Origin of the sequence: Arthrobacter sp. TMP15 (assembly GCF_039529835.1) — a bacterium.
Classification (GTDB): domain Bacteria; phylum Actinomycetota; class Actinomycetes; order Actinomycetales; family Micrococcaceae; genus Specibacter.
In genome coordinates, this window is the sequence record NZ_CP154262.1 from 994,806 (window position 1) to 1,013,540 (window position 18,735).

General features: G+C 58.3%; 13 protein-coding genes and 1 tRNA gene. 13 read left to right on the plus strand and 1 reads right to left on the minus strand.

Annotated features, from left to right (window positions below):
• Positions 1-4: 4 nt before the first annotated feature.
• Positions 5-1,048, minus strand: a complete 1,044-nt coding sequence (locus tag AAFM46_RS04450) for an AAA family ATPase (protein ID WP_283530859.1) — start codon at positions 1,046-1,048, stop codon at positions 5-7.
• A 307-nt stretch (positions 1,049-1,355) separates the two neighbouring features.
• Between AAFM46_RS04450 and AAFM46_RS04455 the strand changes: the two genes are divergently transcribed.
• The 13 genes from AAFM46_RS04455 (at position 1,356) to AAFM46_RS04515 (ending at position 18,417) form a co-directional block, all read left to right on the plus strand.
• The gene (locus tag AAFM46_RS04455) at positions 1,356-2,210 is read left to right on the plus strand and encodes a TatD family hydrolase (RefSeq protein ID WP_343320354.1); all 855 of its coding nucleotides are present in this window, start codon (positions 1,356-1,358) and stop codon (positions 2,208-2,210) included.
• Positions 2,211-2,500: 290 nt separating this feature from the next.
• On the plus strand, positions 2,501-3,631 hold the full coding sequence (locus AAFM46_RS04460; protein ID WP_343319795.1) for a transglycosylase family protein: 1,131 nt from the start codon (positions 2,501-2,503) through the stop codon (positions 3,629-3,631).
• A 126-nt stretch (positions 3,632-3,757) separates the two neighbouring features.
• On the plus strand, positions 3,758-4,636 hold the full coding sequence (gene rsmA / locus AAFM46_RS04465; RefSeq protein ID WP_283530396.1) for a 16S rRNA (adenine(1518)-N(6)/adenine(1519)-N(6))-dimethyltransferase RsmA: 879 nt from the start codon (positions 3,758-3,760) through the stop codon (positions 4,634-4,636).
• Between the two features lie 3 nt (positions 4,637-4,639).
• Entirely contained in the window at positions 4,640-5,653 is a 1,014-nt protein-coding gene (locus AAFM46_RS04470; RefSeq protein WP_343319797.1) for a 4-(cytidine 5'-diphospho)-2-C-methyl-D-erythritol kinase, read from the plus strand.
• Between the two features lie 65 nt (positions 5,654-5,718).
• Positions 5,719-7,512, plus strand: a complete 1,794-nt coding sequence (locus AAFM46_RS04475) for an ABC-F family ATP-binding cassette domain-containing protein (protein WP_283530391.1) — start codon at positions 5,719-5,721, stop codon at positions 7,510-7,512.
• 203 nt (positions 7,513-7,715) lie between these two features.
• On the plus strand, positions 7,716-8,558 hold the full coding sequence (locus AAFM46_RS04480; RefSeq protein ID WP_343319800.1) for a hypothetical protein: 843 nt from the start codon (positions 7,716-7,718) through the stop codon (positions 8,556-8,558).
• 189 nt (positions 8,559-8,747) lie between these two features.
• A tRNA-Gln gene (locus AAFM46_RS04485) sits at positions 8,748-8,822 on the plus strand.
• Between the two features lie 102 nt (positions 8,823-8,924).
• On the plus strand, positions 8,925-10,382 hold the full coding sequence (glmU, locus tag AAFM46_RS04490; RefSeq protein ID WP_343319801.1) for a bifunctional UDP-N-acetylglucosamine diphosphorylase/glucosamine-1-phosphate N-acetyltransferase GlmU: 1,458 nt from the start codon (positions 8,925-8,927) through the stop codon (positions 10,380-10,382).
• Positions 10,383-10,421: 39 nt separating this feature from the next.
• Entirely contained in the window at positions 10,422-11,402 is a 981-nt protein-coding gene (locus AAFM46_RS04495) for a ribose-phosphate diphosphokinase (protein WP_283530385.1), read from the plus strand.
• 220 nt (positions 11,403-11,622) lie between these two features.
• Positions 11,623-12,198, plus strand: coding sequence for a 50S ribosomal protein L25/general stress protein Ctc (locus AAFM46_RS04500; protein WP_343319802.1), 576 nt, complete (start codon positions 11,623-11,625; stop codon positions 12,196-12,198).
• A gap of 12 nt (positions 12,199-12,210) precedes the next feature.
• Positions 12,211-12,786, plus strand: a complete 576-nt coding sequence (gene pth, locus AAFM46_RS04505; protein ID WP_343319803.1) for an aminoacyl-tRNA hydrolase — start codon at positions 12,211-12,213, stop codon at positions 12,784-12,786.
• Positions 12,787-12,964: 178 nt separating this feature from the next.
• Positions 12,965-15,694 (plus strand): LuxR C-terminal-related transcriptional regulator, encoded by a 2,730-nt coding sequence (locus AAFM46_RS04510; RefSeq protein ID WP_343319804.1) that lies wholly within the window; start codon positions 12,965-12,967, stop codon positions 15,692-15,694.
• Positions 15,691-18,417 carry a LuxR C-terminal-related transcriptional regulator gene (locus AAFM46_RS04515; protein WP_343319805.1) on the plus strand — a complete coding sequence of 909 codons (2,727 nt, stop codon included), beginning with the start codon at positions 15,691-15,693 and terminating at the stop codon, positions 18,415-18,417. The genes AAFM46_RS04510 and AAFM46_RS04515 overlap by 4 nt, the downstream gene beginning before the upstream one ends.
• The last annotated feature ends 318 nt before the right edge of the window (positions 18,418-18,735 follow it).

Below are 18,735 nucleotides of genomic sequence, written 5' to 3' on the forward strand. Positions count from 1 at the left end.
GACTCTACCGGTTCCAGGCGTCCTTCACGGCGCGCCTGCCCGGTCTGCCCCCAGTAGTTCCAGGGCTTCCAGACGCCCCGCCAGAAGCAGCCCCACTAGAGCCCGCCCCACCCGGCACCGGCACCGTTGCCAGCAGTTCTTGGATCACGGCCTCTACCGTGAGACCTTGGCTAGCAGCGCTGCGCTCAAGGAGCAGACGGTGTCCCAGAACAGGCTGAACAAGGTTACGGATGTCATCCGGAAGCACAAAACCACGTCCACGCAGGGCTGCCGCCGCTTTGGCTGCCCGCAAAAGTTGAAGTAGCGCTCGCGGACTGGCACCCAGGCGCAAATCGGCGCTGTTCCTGGTTGCCTGACCCAGAGCCACTGTGTACGCACGCACCGCCGGGGAGACATGGACGGCGGCAACGGACTCGATCATCGCCGCAATCTGGTCCTCCGTGACAACGGCCTGGACGGAGTCAAGCGGGTTCACCGACTGGTGAGTTTCCAGCATGGCAAGTTCGGCCACAGTGTCGGGATAGCCCATGGAGATCCGAGCCATAAACCTGTCACGCTGGGCCTCAGGGAGCGGATACGTCCCCTCCATCTCAATGGGATTTTGCGTGGCGATCACCATGAACGGTGTCTGCAAAGTATAGGTTGTGCCGTCAACACTGACTTGGTGTTCAGCCATCGATTCAAGAAGAGCGGACTGGGTCTTGGCCGACGCCCGGTTAATCTCGTCACCAATCACAATATTGGCAAAAATGGCGCCGGGACGGAACTCGAATACTTGGGAGGATTGGTTGAAAATTGACACCCCTGTAATGTCGCTGGGCAGCAGGTCCGGGGTGAATTGGATCCTTGCCACGGAGCAGTCAACCGTCCGTGCCAGGGTCTTTGCCAGCAGAGTTTTTCCCACGCCCGGCACGTCTTCAAGCAGCAGGTGCCCTCCTGCCAGGAGCACGGTCAAGGAGAGGCGAACCGACTCTTCCTTGCCGTCAATGACAGTGTTCATGGCGGCCATAATTTTTTCGCTCAGCTGCAGGAAAATCTCTGCTTCCATGACCGCTGTCCGTTCCGCTTCTCCTCCTGTTGCGGAGGCGCCTGCTGTGCCGGGGGAGCCCAGAGGTGGTGGTTTCCGCCGCGCCGTGCCCGCGCCGTCGAGCGTCAACAATGTCTCCTGCTGGTGCATGCTCCACCCTTCATGTTGCTGCCGGACGCAAAATGCGTCCGAGTGCTGTGACCTACGCTACTAGCTTGAGAACTTTTTGGCGGCACCCGGGCAGGAAAAGTCCCTGCAGTTCCCCAGCTGCCCGGTAAAGTGGGCAACCATGTGCACTGACGAGGTTCCCCGCCCTTACCGCCCCGAAATGCTTAAGCACGACGGCGGTGCCCAGCGGGGTGCCTTTGCTCCGGCTCCGCCAGCACTGCCCATGCCCGTGTATGACAACCACACGCATTTTGATTTTGGCGACTCTCCAATAGAGCTGCAGGCGGCCCTTGATGCGGCCGAAGCTGTTGGCATTGCCGGTGCCGTGCAGGTGGGCTGTGACTTGCCCTCGTCTCGCTTCACCGTTGCCGCCGTTGATGCTGACCCACGCCTGCTCGGTGCTGTGGCAATCCATCCCAACGATGCACCGGAGCTGGCGCAGGCTGGCACCCTGGATGAGGCGCTGGTGGAGATTGATGCGCTGGCCGCTCATCCCCGGATTCGCGCCATCGGGGAAACGGGACTTGACTATTTTAGGACGCCCGAGGATGGTCTGCCCGCCCAGCACCATTCATTTCGTGGACACCTGGAGATTGCAAAGCAACGGGGCCTTGCTTTACAGATCCACTGCCGTGACGCGCACACGGATGTGCTGAACATATTGCGGGAAGTGGGTGCGCCATCGCGGCTTGTCTTTCACTGCTTCTCAGGAGACGCTGAACTGGCACAAATTTGTAACGAAAATGGCTGGTACATGTCATTTTCAGGCACCGTGACCTTCAAGAACGCCCACAACTTGCGCGAAGCACTTGTGGTGGCGGATCCAGCCCTTTTGTTGGCCGAAACTGACGCACCGTTCTTAACTCCCCATCCCTTCCGCGGGCGCCCCAATGCCAGCTATATGCTGCCGTACACGGTGCAAACCATGGCACAGTTACTGGAGACTGAGCTGACTGACATGTGCCAACTCCTGCGCAGAAACACCGAGTCCGTTTACGGATCATGGGCCGATTGAGAATGTAGCATTTATCACTCCACCGTTACCAAGCCTTGTCCAAAAGGTCACATTTAGGTTACGCTGAGGGACTATTAGCCGTGGTCGGGGAAGACCAACGGATGAAATACCGCACGATCCTTCCGTTCATAATGGATCTGTGGGAAAACGTTCGAAAGAACAATTTGGCGCTTCAGTCCGTGCTTTAAGGCGGCGGAAAACAAGCGGCGAATTGTTCGCTTCTTCTCCGTGCCCGGATGCTCTAGTAGTTACGGGAACCCGTGTTTTCATTCCTTACCGTCAATGGCAAATTGAGCTATCTGAAGCTTGCGTGCCAGGCCGCAGTCGCACTAGCCCTCGTGGCAGGTCTGATGGCCTTTGTCACTGCAAACAAGTCCGTCACCCTTGTGGTGGACGGCCAGAGTAGTTCAGTACGGGCCTTTGGTGGTTCGGTTGCTGACGTACTCAAGGGCGCAGACGTCAGCGTTGCCGGGGCAGATCACGTCACCCCCAGCCTTGCGGTTGCAGTAAAAGACGGGGACACAATCACCGTCAACACGGCCAAGGACATCACGGTGAGCCTAGATGGCGCAGAACAAACTGTCACCACCACCTCAAACAAGATCAGCGGGTTGATCAGCCAGTTGGGCATCGCCGCCAACGCCAGTATCTCCGTACCGGCAGATGCACTGATCGCCAGCTCTGATGACATCAGCATCATCACCCCCAAGCAGGTCACGCTTGTGGCAGACGGCAAAAAAACCGTTGCAACGACTACAGCGCAAAACGTTTCGCACTTCCTGGATGAAGTAGGCGTGAGCCTGGCAGAAACTGACCAACTCTCTGCACCCAGCACCGCCCCTGTGGTGGAGAACATGGTTGTTAAGGTCACCCGCGTTGACACCGCCGGAACCGCCAACGAAACCGAGTCCGTTCCTTTCGAGACTGTGGAGAGCGTTGACGCGAAGATGTTCAAGGATGAAAAGAAGACCCTCGCTGAAGGAGTCCCAGGCTCCCTGGAGAAGACTTTCCGTACGGTCACAGTTGACGGCGTGGTTGTTAGCCGGACCGAAACAGGCTCGAAAGTTGTGCAGGAACCAGTAGCCGCCAAGATTTCTGTGGGTTCCAAGGAACGCCCGGCACCCAAGGCTGCCCCGGCAGCTGAAGGTGCTGTCACCGGTGCGCCAGCCCCGGCCATGTCCAACGAAGCCATGTGGGATGCCATCGCTCAGTGCGAGTCCACCGGCAACTGGTCAATCAACACCGGCAACGGATACTACGGCGGCCTGCAATTCGACATCGGCAGCTGGATGGCCAACGGTGGCGGAGCGTACGCCCCCAATGCAAGCCTTGCTACCAAAGCCCAGCAGATCGCCGTGGCGAACACCTACTACGCCAAGGCAGGTCTCGGCCCGTGGGGCTGTGCCCACGCCGTGCGGTAACAAAACCGTGCGGTAATAAAGCTGTGCGGCAATAAAGCCGTAAATAGCTGCACATAATTCATCAGCTCCCCTGCCGCGATTCCCGCGGCGGGGGAGTCTTGTGTTAATAGCGGCTACGATTATTGGGTGACCTCCCCCGCTCCCAGCCCCGCAACCCAGCCCCTATTGGGTGCAACCGAAATTCGCCGCCTCGCGGAAGAGATTGGTGTGCGCCCCACCAAAACGCTGGGACAAAACTTTGTCATTGACGGCAACACCATCCGGCGCATTGTCGCTGCCGCCAATGTTGACCCCAATGAGACGGTCCTTGAGGTGGGGCCGGGTCTGGGCTCGCTGACCTTGGGCCTGTTGGATGCAGCTGCCCGGGTTGTGGCCGTTGAGATTGACCCGGTGCTGGCGGCTAAACTACCGTCAACCGTTGCCGCATTCCGCCCCGAACTAGCGGGGAACTTAGAAGTGGTGCTCTCCGATGCCATGCGTATCACCGAACTTCCCGGTGAGCCTACGGCCCTCGTCGCCAACCTGCCGTACAACGTGGCAGTGCCGGTGGTGCTACACCTGCTGGAGAATTTCCCTTCATTGCGTCACGGGCTTGTCATGGTCCAGGACGAGGTGGCAGACAGGATGGTGGCAGGACCGGGCTCCAAAACGTATGGGGTTCCTTCCGTGAAAGGCGCGTGGTATTCGCAAATGCGCAAGGCCGGAGTCATTGGCATGAATGTGTTCTGGCCAGCACCGAAGATCTCTTCAGGACTTGTCGCCTTCACTCGCCATGACCCACCGGTCACCCGCGCATCGCGTGCTGAAGTGTTTGCCGTGATTGACGCAGCGTTTGCCCAACGTCGCAAAACCCTGCGTGCAGCACTAGCTGGCTGGGCTGGCAGTGCAGCTGCGGCCGAATCGTATTTGCGCGTGGCCGGGGTGGATCCTAGTGCCCGTGGTGAAGTCATTGACGTTGCCGCGTTTGCCCGCATCGCCGAAGCCAAGATACCCTTCACGGCATAGCCCATGGACCCATTGAACAAGGCGAACATAAACACCGCTAACGAGGACGAGTTTGGCAGAGACCCGCTCTTTGCCGTTGCGCCACGCACGCTCAGAGTGAGAGCTCCGGGGAAAATTAACGCCTCCTTTCACGTGGGACCGCTCCGTGACGATGGCTATCACGGGGTTGCCAGCACGTATTTGGCCGTGTCACGTTATGAAGAAGTCATAGCCACAACCAAGCCAGGCACCGCACCCACAGACATAACCGTGAGCATTAGTGATACCAGCTCGCTTGACGCTGACGCACTAGCGGGCATACCGCTTAATAGCGGCAACTTAGCTGTTAGGGCGGCCAGGCTGGTGGCAGATGTTGCCGAAAACCCCTGTGGCGTCCATCTGGAAATTATTAAACATGTGCCCATTGCCGGCGGTATGGGTGGTGGTTCAGCCGATGCGGCAGCGACTTTAGTTGCCTGCGATGCGCTCTGGCACACAGGGCTTTCTCGGGAGGAACTCTCCCTTTTGGGTGCCGAACTGGGCGCAGACGTGCCGTTCGCGCTCTTGGGGGGTGCCGCCGTCGGACTGGGAGTGGGGGATGAGCTGACAGCGGCTCTGGCACCCACACCGCTGCACTGGGTACTGGTGCCAGCAGGCTTTGGTTTGTCAACACCGGTTGTTTACGGGAGGCTTGATGATCTACGCGCATCCGCTGGTTGTACGGCGGTGGAACCAAGCCAGGTTGACGCGGAAGTCTTGGCGGCCTTGCGGGCGGGCGATCCCCATGCGCTGGCACAGTGCCTGCACAATGACTTGCAGGCCGCCGCAGAGTCGCTGGCACCTTCCTTGAGCGCCGTTCTGGCGCAGGGGCAGGAGTTGGGGGCGTTAGCCTCGCTGGTATCCGGCTCCGGCCCAACGGTGGCATTTTTAGCCGAAAGCTCGGAGCGGGCCGGCGAACTGGCTGAGGCCCTGGCCAAGTATGGCCATACGGCGTGGGCTGTGGAAGGCCCCGTGCATGGTGCACATTTGGTCCCTTAATGATTGTTTATTGCAGCAAAAAACAAAGAACTTTAAAACAAATACCTGAAAGAAAGTGGTAGCCCGTGGCTCATTTGCTTGGCGGAGAAAATCTCAGCATCGCCTTCGCCACCCGAACTGTCCTTGACGGGATCAGCGTTGGGTTGGAAGAAGGGGACCGCATTGGCATTGTGGGACGTAACGGTGACGGTAAATCAACGCTGATGCGCCTGCTGGCCGGGCGGCAAACCGCTGATTCTGGCCGTGTCACAGTGCGTGGCGGGGTTCAGGTGAGCTACCTGGACCAGACAGACGTCTTGGATGGCGAGGACACCGTGGGCTTTGCCATTGTGGGCGAGGCAGCCGATCACGAGTGGGCCTCCAACCCCAAGATTCGCGAGATCATGGGTGCCCTGGTGGGCGAGGTTGATTGGCATGCGAACATCCACACGCTCTCCGGTGGACAGAAGCGGCGCGTGGCCCTGGCGAAGCTGCTGATCGGCGATGATGACGTCATCATGCTCGATGAACCCACTAACCACCTGGACGTTGAGGGCGTGGCCTGGTTGGCCAAACACCTGCGGCAACGCTGGCGGGCCAACGAGGGCGCCTTCGTGGTGGTCACTCACGATCGCTGGTTCCTGGATGAGGTGTGCACCCGCACCTGGGAAGTCCATGACGGGATGATTGAGCCGTTCGACGGCGGTTATGCCGCCTATGTGCTGGCCAGGGCTGAGCGTGACCGGATGAACTCGGTGGTTGAGAGCAAGCGTGTCCAGCTGGTCAAGAAAGAACTGGCGTGGCTTCGCCGCGGCGCACCTGCCCGGACGGCTAAACCAAAGTTCCGTATTGAGGCCGCCAACGATCTCATCGCTGACGTGCCTGAACCGCGCGACACCGTGGCCCTGTCCAAAATGGCTACGGCTCGTTTGGGCAAAGATGTGATTGATCTGGAAAACGTTTCCTTGACGTATGGGGAAGGAGAGGGCGCCAAGGAGCTGTTTAATAACATCACTTTGCGCCTGGCCCCGGGGGAGCGGTTGGGCCTGGTAGGTGTCAATGGTGCCGGCAAGACCACCCTGCTGCGTCTGCTCAACGGCGAGGTTGAACCATCCTCAGGGAAAGTTAAGCGCGGCAAAACTGTCAAGACTGCTGTGCTGACACAGGAAGTTGACGAGCTTGACGACGTCATGTCAATGCGCGTCATAGAGGTCATTGAGCGCGAGAAACGCTCCTTTGAGGTGGCTGGTAAGGATATGACCGCCGGCCAGCTCGTGGAGCAGTTGGGCTTCACCAAGGACAAGCAGTGGACCATGGTCAAGGACCTCTCCGGTGGTGAGCGCCGCCGTCTGCAACTGTTGCGCTTGCTGGTGGGGGAGCCCAACGTGCTCATGCTTGATGAGCCCACTAACGATTTGGACACCGACACACTGGCCGCCGTGGAAGACGTCCTTGACGGTTGGCCGGGCACTCTTGTTGTGGTCTCCCACGATAGGTACCTGCTGGAGCGCGTCACCGATCACCAGATGGCACTGTTGGGTGACGGCAAGCTGCGCGGACTGCCCGGGGGAGTGGACCAGTACCTGGAGCTGCGTTCTGACGCCGGCGTGGGGCCCTCTGCCGGGAACTCGTCCGCGGCCACGACGGCGCCCACTGGTGCCACGGAGGGGCAGAAGCGTGATGCCCGGAAGGTGCTGAACCGGTTGGAGCGTCAGCTGGGCAAAAATTCAGCCGCAGCCGCCAAGATTCATGCGCAGATGGCCTCCAGCGTGGGCGACTACGATGCACTGGCCGAGCTCAACGCCAAGTTGGCCAAGCTTGCCACTGAGCGTGAAGGCCTGGAGCTTGAATGGCTGGGCGCCTCAGAAGTTCTCGAGTAGCCACCCCACTTTGACTCCTGCGCACGGTGCTCCGTGCTGGTGCCGCCACCCTAAGGCTGGCGGCACCACGACCCGTCATGGTGCGCAGGAGCCAAAGTCACTCATTGCTCCACAGCGTGGGCACCAGCACAAGTTGTCCACATCTTTGCGAAAACTACGACGCCGGGCCCCTCACCTGCCCGCTCCGGGGCCACGCTGGTGTTATGTCACCACGCAACAGCGCCCCGAAAAGATCCGTTGACCTGATTGTCTCCTCTCTTGGAGGCACCGCACGGCGTAAAACACTGCTGGCCCACGGCGCAACGGACTGGACCCTGCACAGGGCGCTGGATACTGGGATGCTGGCGCTGCTCGCTCCGGGGCTCTATGCCCTGCCAGGGATCTCCACGCTGGATTCCCATCTGGCCCTCAACCAGGCAACGCGGGACTGTCTTAGCCGTGCACAGGAGCTTGGGCTGTGGGTGTTGCAACAGCCAGCCGTACCGCACGTGGCAACGGCTCACGGGCGGGACGTTCCTGGATGTGTAGTGCACAGGGTCAAGGGCCGGTTAACACTGTGGGATGTGCTGCGCCATTGTGTGCAGTGCGGAACCGAAATTGAGGCGCTGTGCGTTATGGAAACGGCAGTGGTGCTTAAAAAGTGCACCATCGCCGAACTTCGAGGTGCCTTTATCCGCAGCAAAGATGCCCAGGCGCGGCGCATTATTGCCATGATTGACCCACAAACCATGTCCATTGCTGAAACCTGTGCCAGATATCATCTGCGCCAGGGCGGCTATAACGTCCAGTGCCAGGTAAAAGTACCAGGCGTGGGGCACCTGGACGCTCTTGTTGACGGAGTCCTTGGTTTGGAGATTGACGGGGAGCAATATCACAACAATTCCCAAGCGTGGGAAGAGGACTTGCGTCGGGGCAATGTGCTTGTGATCCGTGGCATCCCCACACTGCGGATCAAGGCCAGTATTGCTCTTTATCGCCCCGAGGTGCTGCTTGACTGGGTGCACCAGGCGCTGACCACTATGACTCCGGCGCGCCGTCGGCCGTGATGGTGGCGCAGCAATCACGGTGGCGCCACATCCGTAGCCCACGGTGCGCAGGACTCAAGGCCAGAGTGTGAGCTTTCCCACTTTTAAACGTTAATTTCAGCGGCCGCGCAGCTCTCAACTCGCGAAATATGCTGTTCGCGTGGCACACTATATTCTCGTGAGCTTCCAGCGAGAGCAAGAAGCCCATGGTCCGCCCTGGTGTAATGGCAGCACCCCAGCCTTTGGAGCTGTGGAGTATAGGTTCGAATCCTATGGGCGGAACCACGTTCTCAACGATCGGGCGTGTTCCTCGAGCGGGTACCATGGAGTTGTTTCCCATTGCGTACGTTCGAAATCGGACTTTTGTCCGGGCAGGAGTGCCACTTAGTGAGCCCCCAAGACAACACACCTCAAGATTGCGCAGGCCCGGCAGCCGTTATTGTTCTAGCGGCCGGTGCTGGCACTCGGATGAAGTCCCGTGTACCCAAAATTTTGCACACCATAGGTGGCACCTCCATGGTGGGCCATGCACTGGCTGCGGCTAAGGGTCTGAATCCGGCCAAGCTGGCAGTAGTTGTCCGCCACGAACGCGATCTGGTTGCAGCTCACATTGCTGAACTTGATGACACAGCCCAGATTGTTGACCAGGATGAAATTCCCGGGACGGGCCGCGCCGTCCAGCAGGCTTTGACCGCCCTTGACGCCCAGGGGCTTGTGCAGGGCACGGTTGTTGTCACGTACGGTGATGTTCCGCTGCTGACAACCGAACTCCTGGCCGAACTCGTGGCCACGCACACCAGCGATAAGAACGCCGTCACAGTATTGACCGCCGTCCTTGAGGACGCAGCCGGTTATGGCCGCATCTTGCGCCACGAAGATGGCACCGTGTTGGGTATCCGTGAGCATAAGGACGCCACGGATGCAGAACGTGAGATCCGCGAGATCAACTCGGGCATCTACGCCTTTGATGCGGGCGTCCTGCGCCAGGCCCTGACAGGTGTCACCACGGATAACAATCAGGGCGAGATGTACCTCACCGATGTCCTCTCGCTGGCCAGGAACGACGGCGGCCGGGTCGCCGCAGTTTCCACCACCGACCGTTGGCAGGTTGAAGGCGCCAATGATCGGGTGCAGCTCTCAGCCCTCGGCGCAGAACATAACCGCCGCATTGTTCAGGCCTGGATGCGCGCAGGGGTCAGTGTCATTGACCCCGCCACCACCTGGATAGATTCCACTGTGCAGTTGGCCCAGGACGTCACCATCTTGCCCGGCACCCAACTGCACGGGCTAACAACAGTGGGCAGTGACGCCGTCGTAGGTCCGGATTCAACGCTGCGGGACGTGCAGATCGCGGCCGGTGCGGAAGTAACCCGTACGCACGGCACGGGCGCCATCATCGGTGCGGGAGCCCACGTGGGACCGTTCACCTACCTGCGTCCGGGCACCGTTTTGGGTGCGGACGGAAAAATTGGTGCGTTCTATGAGACCAAAAATGTGGTCATTGGCCGCGGCTCCAAACTCTCGCACCTCGGTTATGCCGGGGATGCGGAAATTGGCGAGGACACAAACATTGGCTGCGGGAACATCACGGCCAACTTTGATGGTGTGAACAAGCACCGCACAGTGATCGGCTCCGGAGTACGCACCGGATCCAATACTGTCTTCGTGGCGCCAGTGAACGTTGGCGACGGCGCATTCACCGGCGCCGGCGCCATTGTGCGCAAAGACGTGCCCGCCGGGGCCCTGAGCCTGACTGTGGCTCCACAGCGCAACGCCGAGGGGTGGACCTCAGCCAACCGCCCGGGCAGCGTCTCCGCACAGGCTGCAGCGAATGCCAAAAACTAAAACTTCTCACCTCCCCCACCATTGCGAGAAAGCGGATCCATGAGCGAATTAATTCATAACGTTGACAAGAAACTGGTGTTGGCTACCGGTCGGGCACACCCGGAGCTGGCTGAGGAAGTGGCACGCTGTTTGGGGACAGAGTTGTTGCCCATGTCAGCCTATGACTTCGCCAACGGTGAGATCTATGTCCGTTCCGGGGAGAGCGTGCGCGGCAAGGAAGTTTTCATCATCCAGGCACACCCCGCTCCGCTGAACAACTGGCTGATGGAGCAGCTGATCATGGTGGATTCCATGAAGCGCGCCTCGGCCCGCCGCATCACAGTGGTTGCCCCGTTCTACCCGTACTCACGCCAGGATAAGAAGGGCCGCGGTCGCGAGCCCATCTCGGCGCGTCTGGTGGCTGACCTGTACAAGACGGCCGGTGCTGACCGCATCATGAGCGTTGACCTGCACACAGCACAGATTCAGGGCTTCTTTGACGGCCCCGTCGATCACCTTTTTGCGATCCCGCTCCTGGCTGGGCACATCCGCAAGATTGTAGGGGACGACGACGTCACTGTGGTTTCCCCGGATACCGGCCGCGTGCGCGTGGCTGAGCAATGGGCCGAGCGGTTGGGTGGTGCCCCCTTGGCGTTCGTGCACAAGTCCCGCGACTTGACTGTGCCTAACCAGGCCGTGTCCAAGACCGTGGTGGGACAGGTCAAGGGCCGTACCTGCGTTTTGATCGATGACATGATTGACACCGGCGGAACCATCGCCGGAGCGGTGCGTGTGCTCAAGGACGCAGGTGCCAAAGATGTCATTATCGCGGCAACCCACGCCGTGTTCTCCGATCCGGCTGCTGAGCGGCTCGCAAATTGTGGCGCGCGCGAAGTTGTTGTCACTGACACGCTGCCCATCCCGGCAGAGAAGCGTTTCCCGACCCTGACGGTCCTGCCTATTGCACCACTGTTGGCCCGTGCCATCAAGGAAGTTTTCGAAGACGGCTCAGTGACCAGCTTGTTCGACGGCGACGCATAGCCCGCACGTACCCTCCCAACGTCCAGTTGTTGATGTCTCTGGACGTTGGGTGGGCGTTGGCGTGAATTCTGCTAGTATTGTGCAGTAAACCTTGGCGAGGGAGGCTCATTTATGAGTTTCCGTGATCGACTAGGTCTTCTACGCTCCTTAACTTTCATGTTGTGGATTGGGTTGACCTGTTTAGTCCACGCCCACCACAAAGAAATGAAGGAGCTTTTTTATGTCTGATTTGGACCTGACTGGCGAAGTACGCAGCGAATTCGGAAAGGGTGCCGCACGCCGCATCCGCCGCGCAGCACAGATTCCAGCCGTCATCTACGGCCACGGCGCAGCCCCCCTGCACCTGGTCCTTCCGGTACTTGAGACCATCCGCGCCATCCGCTCGGCGAACGCTCTGTTGACCATCACCATCGATGGTGAAAAGCACCTCGCCCTGGTCAAGGACATCCAGCGCGATCCCGTATTGCAGATTGTGGAGCACATCGACCTGCTGACAGTGAAGAAGGGCGAGAAGGTTGTTGTTGACGTTCCCGTTGTTCTTGTTGGCGAGCCCGCACCGGCAACCGTTGTTAACCAGGAAGAAGTTGTTATCAGCCTCTCCGCTGATGCAACCAACGTTCCTGTCCGCATTGAGGTTGACATTAACGGCCGCGCCGCCGGCCAGCACATCCACGCTTCGGATCTGGTTCTGCCTGCCAACTCCGAGCTGGTCAACGACGGCGATCTGCTGATCGTTCACTTCGCAGACCCCGTAGTTGTTGCTGAAGCTGAAACAACAGAAGCAGCTGCTGAGTAATCAGCACCCTTCATGAGTGAAACTTGGCTTGTAGTCGGGCTCGGGAACCCCGGGCCCGGCTACAGCCGTAACAGGCACAATATTGGTTACATGGTGGTTGAGGAACTTGCCTCCCGCCTTGGAACCACTTTTACGAGCCATAAAGCCAAGGCGCTAATAGCCACAGGCCGGTTAGCGGTAGGCGGGCACAAACTTATTTTGGCTAAGCCCACCACATTCATGAACCTCAGTGGAGGCCCGACGGCGGCACTGGCTAAGTTCTATAACCTGCCGGTTGGGAACGTGGTTGCCGTCCACGATGAAATCGACATTGATTTTGACACCGTCAAGATCAAAATGGGTGGTGGTGAGGGCGGGCACAATGGTCTGCGTGATATTTCTCGGACGCTCGGCACCAAGGAGTACTACCGTGTACGCGCCGGAGTAGGCCGGCCGCCCGGACGTGGCGATGCGGCCAGCCATGTGCTGCGCGATTTCTCTACAACAGAGAACAAGTCCCTCCCTTTTCTGATTGACAATGCCGCAGACGCCGTTGAGCTGCTGGTTAACGAGGGGTTACTGGCTGCCCAACAGAAGTTTAACGTTTAGATTCCTTGGACCGGCTGGTTCCACTAGCCAGCTTTCCCTGTTCTAGCCCTTGTCTGTTTCCTAAATGTTTGCTGCCAATGCTCTTTTCGTGTAACGGTGTTAGAATCACCAGTAATCGCAGCCATGCCTAAATGCTGGATGCTGCAGGGGACAGCAGTGGTTCAGGGGGATAAACCAAGTGACGAGTGTATGGGACGGACTGGCGACTCAAACCGAAATCGGTGACGGAAGCACAAGTCGACGCCGTGCCATGGGGGCCGGGGACAGACGAAGATGGTCGGCTCTTGCGCGTCAAGACACGGTTGATGCTGTTGTTGCCCAACTCAGCGACAATAATTTTTATGGTGCCGCCATTATGGGCCCCCGCGGGGTAGGCAAGACCACCCTCGCCCGTAGTGTGGAGCACAAACTCGCTAACAAGGCTCACTTCATTAGACTTTTCGGCAACGACACCGAAACCGTTGTGCCCTACGGTGTATTTCGGGTCCTCATGGCGCGGCTTACTGAGCGTCAAAGCGAGTCAGCGGTGAGTATTCTTGAGGCCCTGGCTGACGTTGTGAAAACAGATGGCAGGGGCCGCTTGGTCGTGATTGTTTTGGACGACTTGCCTTCCGTGGATACTTCCAGCATGGGAGTCATCATGCATTTACTCCTATCCGGGACTGCCAAACTGATGGTTATGGCCCGGCATCCAGGCGATCTGCCAGAAGACATCGTGTGGATGATCAAGGACAGGCTGCTGGGCGAAACCCGCATCGAACCATTCTCCAGAGAAGAAACCAGGGCACTGTTGGCTAAAGCCCTGGGCGGGACAGTGGTTGAATCAGTGGTGGGCAGCCTTTTTAACTCCAGTGCTGGAAACCCGCTAGTACTGCACGCCTTGGTCAATGAGTACTTGGCGCAGGGTGTGCTGCATAACCGTGCAGGTGTTTGGGTACTAGAGGATCTCTCAGCCGTGAGTTGGGACAGCGTCCTATCCGAGGTGGTCTTCTCCAGGCTGGCCCGGGAAAGTGCCGTGGTCAATCAAGGCGTAAGAAAAATGGCCGTACTCAAACGGCTACCGTTGTCTGTAGCCATCACCGTCTTGGGTGAGGAAACACTCTGGGAACTGGAGGAACGCGGCCTAATCAAGATTGCGCGTGGTGGCAGACGTACTGTCTCACTAGCAGAAAACTACATCGCTGAATCGGTCAGTGGTTGGTTGAGCACTGCGGAGAAAGCCTCACTCTTCCAGGAGATTTCTGAAATTGTAAGCTTGGATCCAAGTGGTATGACTGATCAGGAGCTCTTGCTCTTTGCGGCATGGAGTAATGATGCCGGGATGGTTATGGAACCAAAGGTTGCCATTGCAGCGGCCAGGGCCGCTGTTCAGTTGGGTGACCCAAAGCTGGGACTGGACTGCTGCGCGCATGTGCCCGCCGGTCATGAGCTGGAAGTAGAAGCAGCCCAAGCACGCAGCCGGGCTTATTATATTATGGCGAATTACCCCAGATCAGTTGCTGTTTTGGAAGTCGTTGACCCACGGATGTTGGCTGGCCGTTGCGCCGAAGAGCAGGCTGCATGGGCCAGTGACCTGGTAAATTCTCTGCTGTGGGTTCCTGGTGGTTACTTCAGGATTGAACAGGTGTTGGCAGAGCTGGAGCTGCGCTTACAGGAGTTTCCCACGGACCATCAGGAAACAGTGTTGGCTCGCAGACACCTCAATTTAGCCCGCTTTTCCTTCCTGGTACACAAGGGCGATTTTGCCCAGGTTGCTCAGGAGTTGGAGGCGGAAAGCAAGGGGACAGGGGACCTCGCATATCGGCTGAATTGTGCCTGCCTGTTGACCATGGTTATGGCAGCCACCGGGCGGGAAGTTGAGTCAATGGAGCTGTCCGCGTCCATTGACGCACAAGTGAACGAGTTTGATGTGGTGCTGAGGTTTTCGGACTGGCATCTGCAGGCCAGGGTGTTGGCGTTGACGTGGAGCGGTCAGTGGCGGACCTGCGAGGCGTTACTCAAGGACGTGGTTGAACAGTACGTACGCGTTACTCCGTACGGCGGTGGCGTGCTTGAGCTTGCCTTAGGCGTTGCCTACACCTATGCCGGCTTGGGTGCCCAGGCCGGAAGTGTACTTTTAACGGCGGCAGCACAGCTGGAGGTGAGGGATACATGGCACAGCCTTGGATTGGTTTATTCGGCACTGGCTTTCGCTTTTGCGCAGAGCGATGATGAAAAAAATGCCAGACTGTATCTGAAAAAGGCGCAAATTGCGGCGCCCTACACGCTGTGGACGCACCGTTCCGTGGCAAAGTTCTTCCAGCAGATGGCGCAGCGATGGATGGGCGATGATTCCATCCCCGCACGCATGGTTTCCACTGCACTGGCGGACGCCGCGGAAGGCAAATTCACCCCAGCCTCGATCGGATTCTTTGGTGCAACTCTCACAGGCACGGATGAAGAGTTCAAATGGCTAGAGGAGTCCTCCCTTAAACGGCAGGGAGCCATGGCTGGCATCAATGTTGCTCTCGCTCAAGCTCACCGCACTGGCAATCCCCGGGTGGCTTTGGAAGCAGCAGCGGAAGCGGAAGCCTTGGAACTTCCGGCAGTGGAATTCCGCAGCGCAGCCGTTGCCCTAGACCTGGCTCATATATTGGGAGATTCGAAGGCCGCGATGTCAGCTCAAAAGCGTTTGGACCGGTTACGCCATACCCTTTCCGTACTGCCCATTTCTCCCACGGTACCTGCAGTGAAATTGACATCAAGAGAACTGCAGATCGCGCGGTTGGCCAGACTCGGTCAAGGTAACCGCGCCATAGCAACACGAATTGGAGTTTCTGTGCGCACCGTTGAGGGCCATCTGTACCAGGTCTTTGCCAAGCTAGGCATCTCCTCCAGAGACGAACTTGAATTGTTTAGTGAGCTGTGAGCCCGCCAGAGCGCGCTGAGTGCGCCCGGTCGGGAACACCGGCAATCCTTGAACCACCTTTCTGCCGGGAGGCAGAGCTGCAAGACATCATCTCCGTTATTCGCACGGAGGAGTGCCGTGCAGTGTTCTTGACGTCAGAGAACGGATTAGGTGCCACCTCCATTCTCCGTGAGCTGAGCATTGAAGCTGGCAAATATGTGCCGGTTGTCTTTATCCACGGCTCTTTATCACTCTCTAACGTCCCCTACGGCGTGCTTGCCTCGCTGATGACTAGGGCGGGCAAAGGACACATAAATGCCGCAACGAATGTGTTGCACGCGCTGCTGGCAGAAGTTGAGCGGCTTAGAGAGCTGCTTCCTTTATCTGTGCAGCCCACCGCTGATCCACCGCTGATAATTATTGACGACGCCCACTACATAGACTCATCCACCTCGAAGCTTCTGGTGGATTTGGTCATGTCCGGCACTATGAACGTTGTGGCCTCACATGTGAGCCGAAAGATTATGCCGGAACCACTGCCGAAGTTGTGGTCTACAGGCATGGCAGAGAACATCATTTTGGAACCGTTGAGCCTGGAACAGGGCCGCCAGTTCTGTGACACTGTCCTGGGCGGCCCGGTCTTAGCGGCAACTAGCAGGCACTTTTGGTCCGCTTCTGCCGGGAACCCCCTCCTGCTGCGCATTATGTTAGGTGACGCGGCAAGAAATGGACAACTCGCGCTGAGACGTGGCCGGTGGGTTCTGGCACACGGCAATTTCGCTCACGGTCGGGAATTAAGCGAATCCGTTCGTACGCAACTTCGAGGACTTTCCGATGCCGGCAAGTCAGCCTTGAACTTAATTGCCCTAGCTGAGCCGATTGACGCCCCCGTGGTGAAGGAGCTACTCGGAGCCGTGGCTGTGAACGAACTACGTGAATGGAACTTGGTGCAGCACCGTCACCCAGACTCGGAGTTGCTCTCCCTGGTCAATCCCGTCTATGGGGAAATGATTCGTGAGCTGGTCCCGATCGGACAAAGCCGGCATCTGCATGAACAACTCGTTACGCGGCTGGGCTGGGAGGCCTTGGACTCCCACGCGCTGTTGCGACGGGTTTTATGGGCACTGGAAATCGGTGTAGATGTTGATGACAAGCTAATTCTGCAAGCTGCCACCTATGCGGGCAGACTCTATGAATCAGCCATCTCTTTACGTTTGGCGGATGCCATTGGCGGCAAGGAGTACCAACTCCGTGCGAACATGGTCAGGGCCCGGGCAAAATACGATCTTGGTGACTACACCGGAGCTTTCGCCTATATGCAGACCATGCCAGAGGACGCACAAAACCTCGAAGATCTGCTCTTTGGCACGTTGCTGCGTGCCTCAACCCGTTCGGCGTTGGGGATGCCGGTACAGGCCATTGAAGACGACGCTGACGCACTGCGCAAGGCTGGTGAACGGCTGGCGTTGGAGAACCCGGATCAGGGCGATCACATCCTGGAGCACAGCCGTAAAAGTGCGCTGCTTCTGACGCTGATGGAGTTATCCCGAGAGGGCCGCTACTCAGACATGGCTCCACTGGCCATGGTCCTTGCCCGGGCCAACAAACTGGGCACGGCATCAGAGAAGCTGTACCGCGCCGTGGCACTAGCCATGGATGCCGAACGGCTCACAGCTCAGGGTTATCCATTGCAGGCTTTGGTGCGGGCACAGGAATCGTTCGCAATTGAGCATTCTGAGCAGGATGATGTTTTCTTTCTGCCGGAAACCATACTTCTTAGGCATGTTGCGGCCACTTTGTGTGCTGGTGACTGGGCGGCTGCGGAGGGTGTGCTGCAGCATTTTTCTGTGGAAGCTGGACCAGTGGTTTTCTCATTTGGCGGCGGTGTAAGTGTGGTCAGGGGTATGGCATTTTTGCGGTGTGGACTGAACTCTGAAGCCCTGGAGGCGCTACTACCAGGCATCGATGCACTGAGATCCAGTGACCCGCAACAATTGCTCGGCTACTGCACGGCCATGGCCGCCTACGCGGCTGCGTGTTTGGGACGGCATGGGATGGCAACGCAACTCATGGAGGAATACGTGGAGAGTACGGGGATGTTTGTGGTCCTCGCACACGAGCGTGCCTACTTTTGTGCCGCCCGTCATCTGCTGCAACCAGAGGGACCCGGACTAGCCGAGTTGCTGGCACAAGCCAACGCGGCAGGTGCCGATGGTTCTTCAATGTTAGAACTAAACGCGTTGGTTCTTACGCTGGAACTGGGGGATGACAGCGTTGCCGCTCGTGTTGGAGCTGTTGCAGCCGGGGTAGAAGGCCCGTGGGCTCGCAGCGTGGGCGCCTATGCGCAAGCTCTTCTCACCGGTGAGAACCAGGCGTTGGTGGAGGCAGAGAGTCTACTTTCTGGCGCTGGCTTACTTGGGCTTGCACGTCAAGCGCGGAGCAAAATTTCGCTAGTAACTGCTGGGGCTAAGAAAAGCCTCAAACATCGTTCCAAGACGCCTCCGGCATCCGCTGCGCAGTTGGAGGCTCGGGCCAAGTTTGCGGTGAATGCGCAGCTGACGCGGCGTGAACGTGAAGTCACCACTTTGGCCGCAGCGGCTTGCAGCGACCGTGAAATTGCTGAAAAGCTTAACGTCTCACTGCGCACTGTGGAGGGTCACCTTTACCGGGCCTACGCAAAGTTGGGCGTTTCCTCCCGTGAAGAACTCGCGCTGGCGATCGAAGTGCTGGAAATTCAAAAATAGTTTTGCCTGGAAGGGCAACCTCCGGCACGGCCGGCAACTGAAATGGTGTGTACCTACTGCGGATAAACACGTCCATTTAACGCCAAATTCAGCGTTGAATTTGGCAGCGGAATGTGACGGTACCTAGTGCCCACGGCGCAGACCCGAGTACTTGGTAAGGAACCGAGTACACAGGTGAGTGCAAAGTCGAGTAGGAATCACTCGTGTTCTATGACTTGAACTGGCGTTGACTCTAATTACCCCGAGAACCTCGGGTGGTCTCAAACCAGAAGGTCTCATGATGCTCAGCACAATTAGAACGGCGTACCTCCATGCTGG

Coding starts and splice junctions, on each gene's coding strand:
- AAFM46_RS04495 (WP_283530385.1), top strand. CDS start 10,422: ATGAGCGAATTAATTCATAACGTTGACAAGAAACTGGTGTTGGCTACC.
- AAFM46_RS04455 (WP_343320354.1), top strand. CDS start 1,356: ATGCTTAAGCACGACGGCGGTGCCCAGCGGGGTGCCTTTGCTCCGGCT.
- AAFM46_RS04500 (WP_343319802.1), top strand. CDS start 11,623: ATGTCTGATTTGGACCTGACTGGCGAAGTACGCAGCGAATTCGGAAAG.
- AAFM46_RS04480 (WP_343319800.1), top strand. CDS start 7,716: ATGTCACCACGCAACAGCGCCCCGAAAAGATCCGTTGACCTGATTGTC.
- AAFM46_RS04470 (WP_343319797.1), top strand. CDS start 4,640: ATGGACCCATTGAACAAGGCGAACATAAACACCGCTAACGAGGACGAG.
- AAFM46_RS04450 (WP_283530859.1), bottom strand. CDS start 1,048: ATGGAAGCAGAGATTTTCCTGCAGCTGAGCGAAAAAATTATGGCCGCC.
- pth (WP_343319803.1), top strand. CDS start 12,211: ATGAGTGAAACTTGGCTTGTAGTCGGGCTCGGGAACCCCGGGCCCGGC.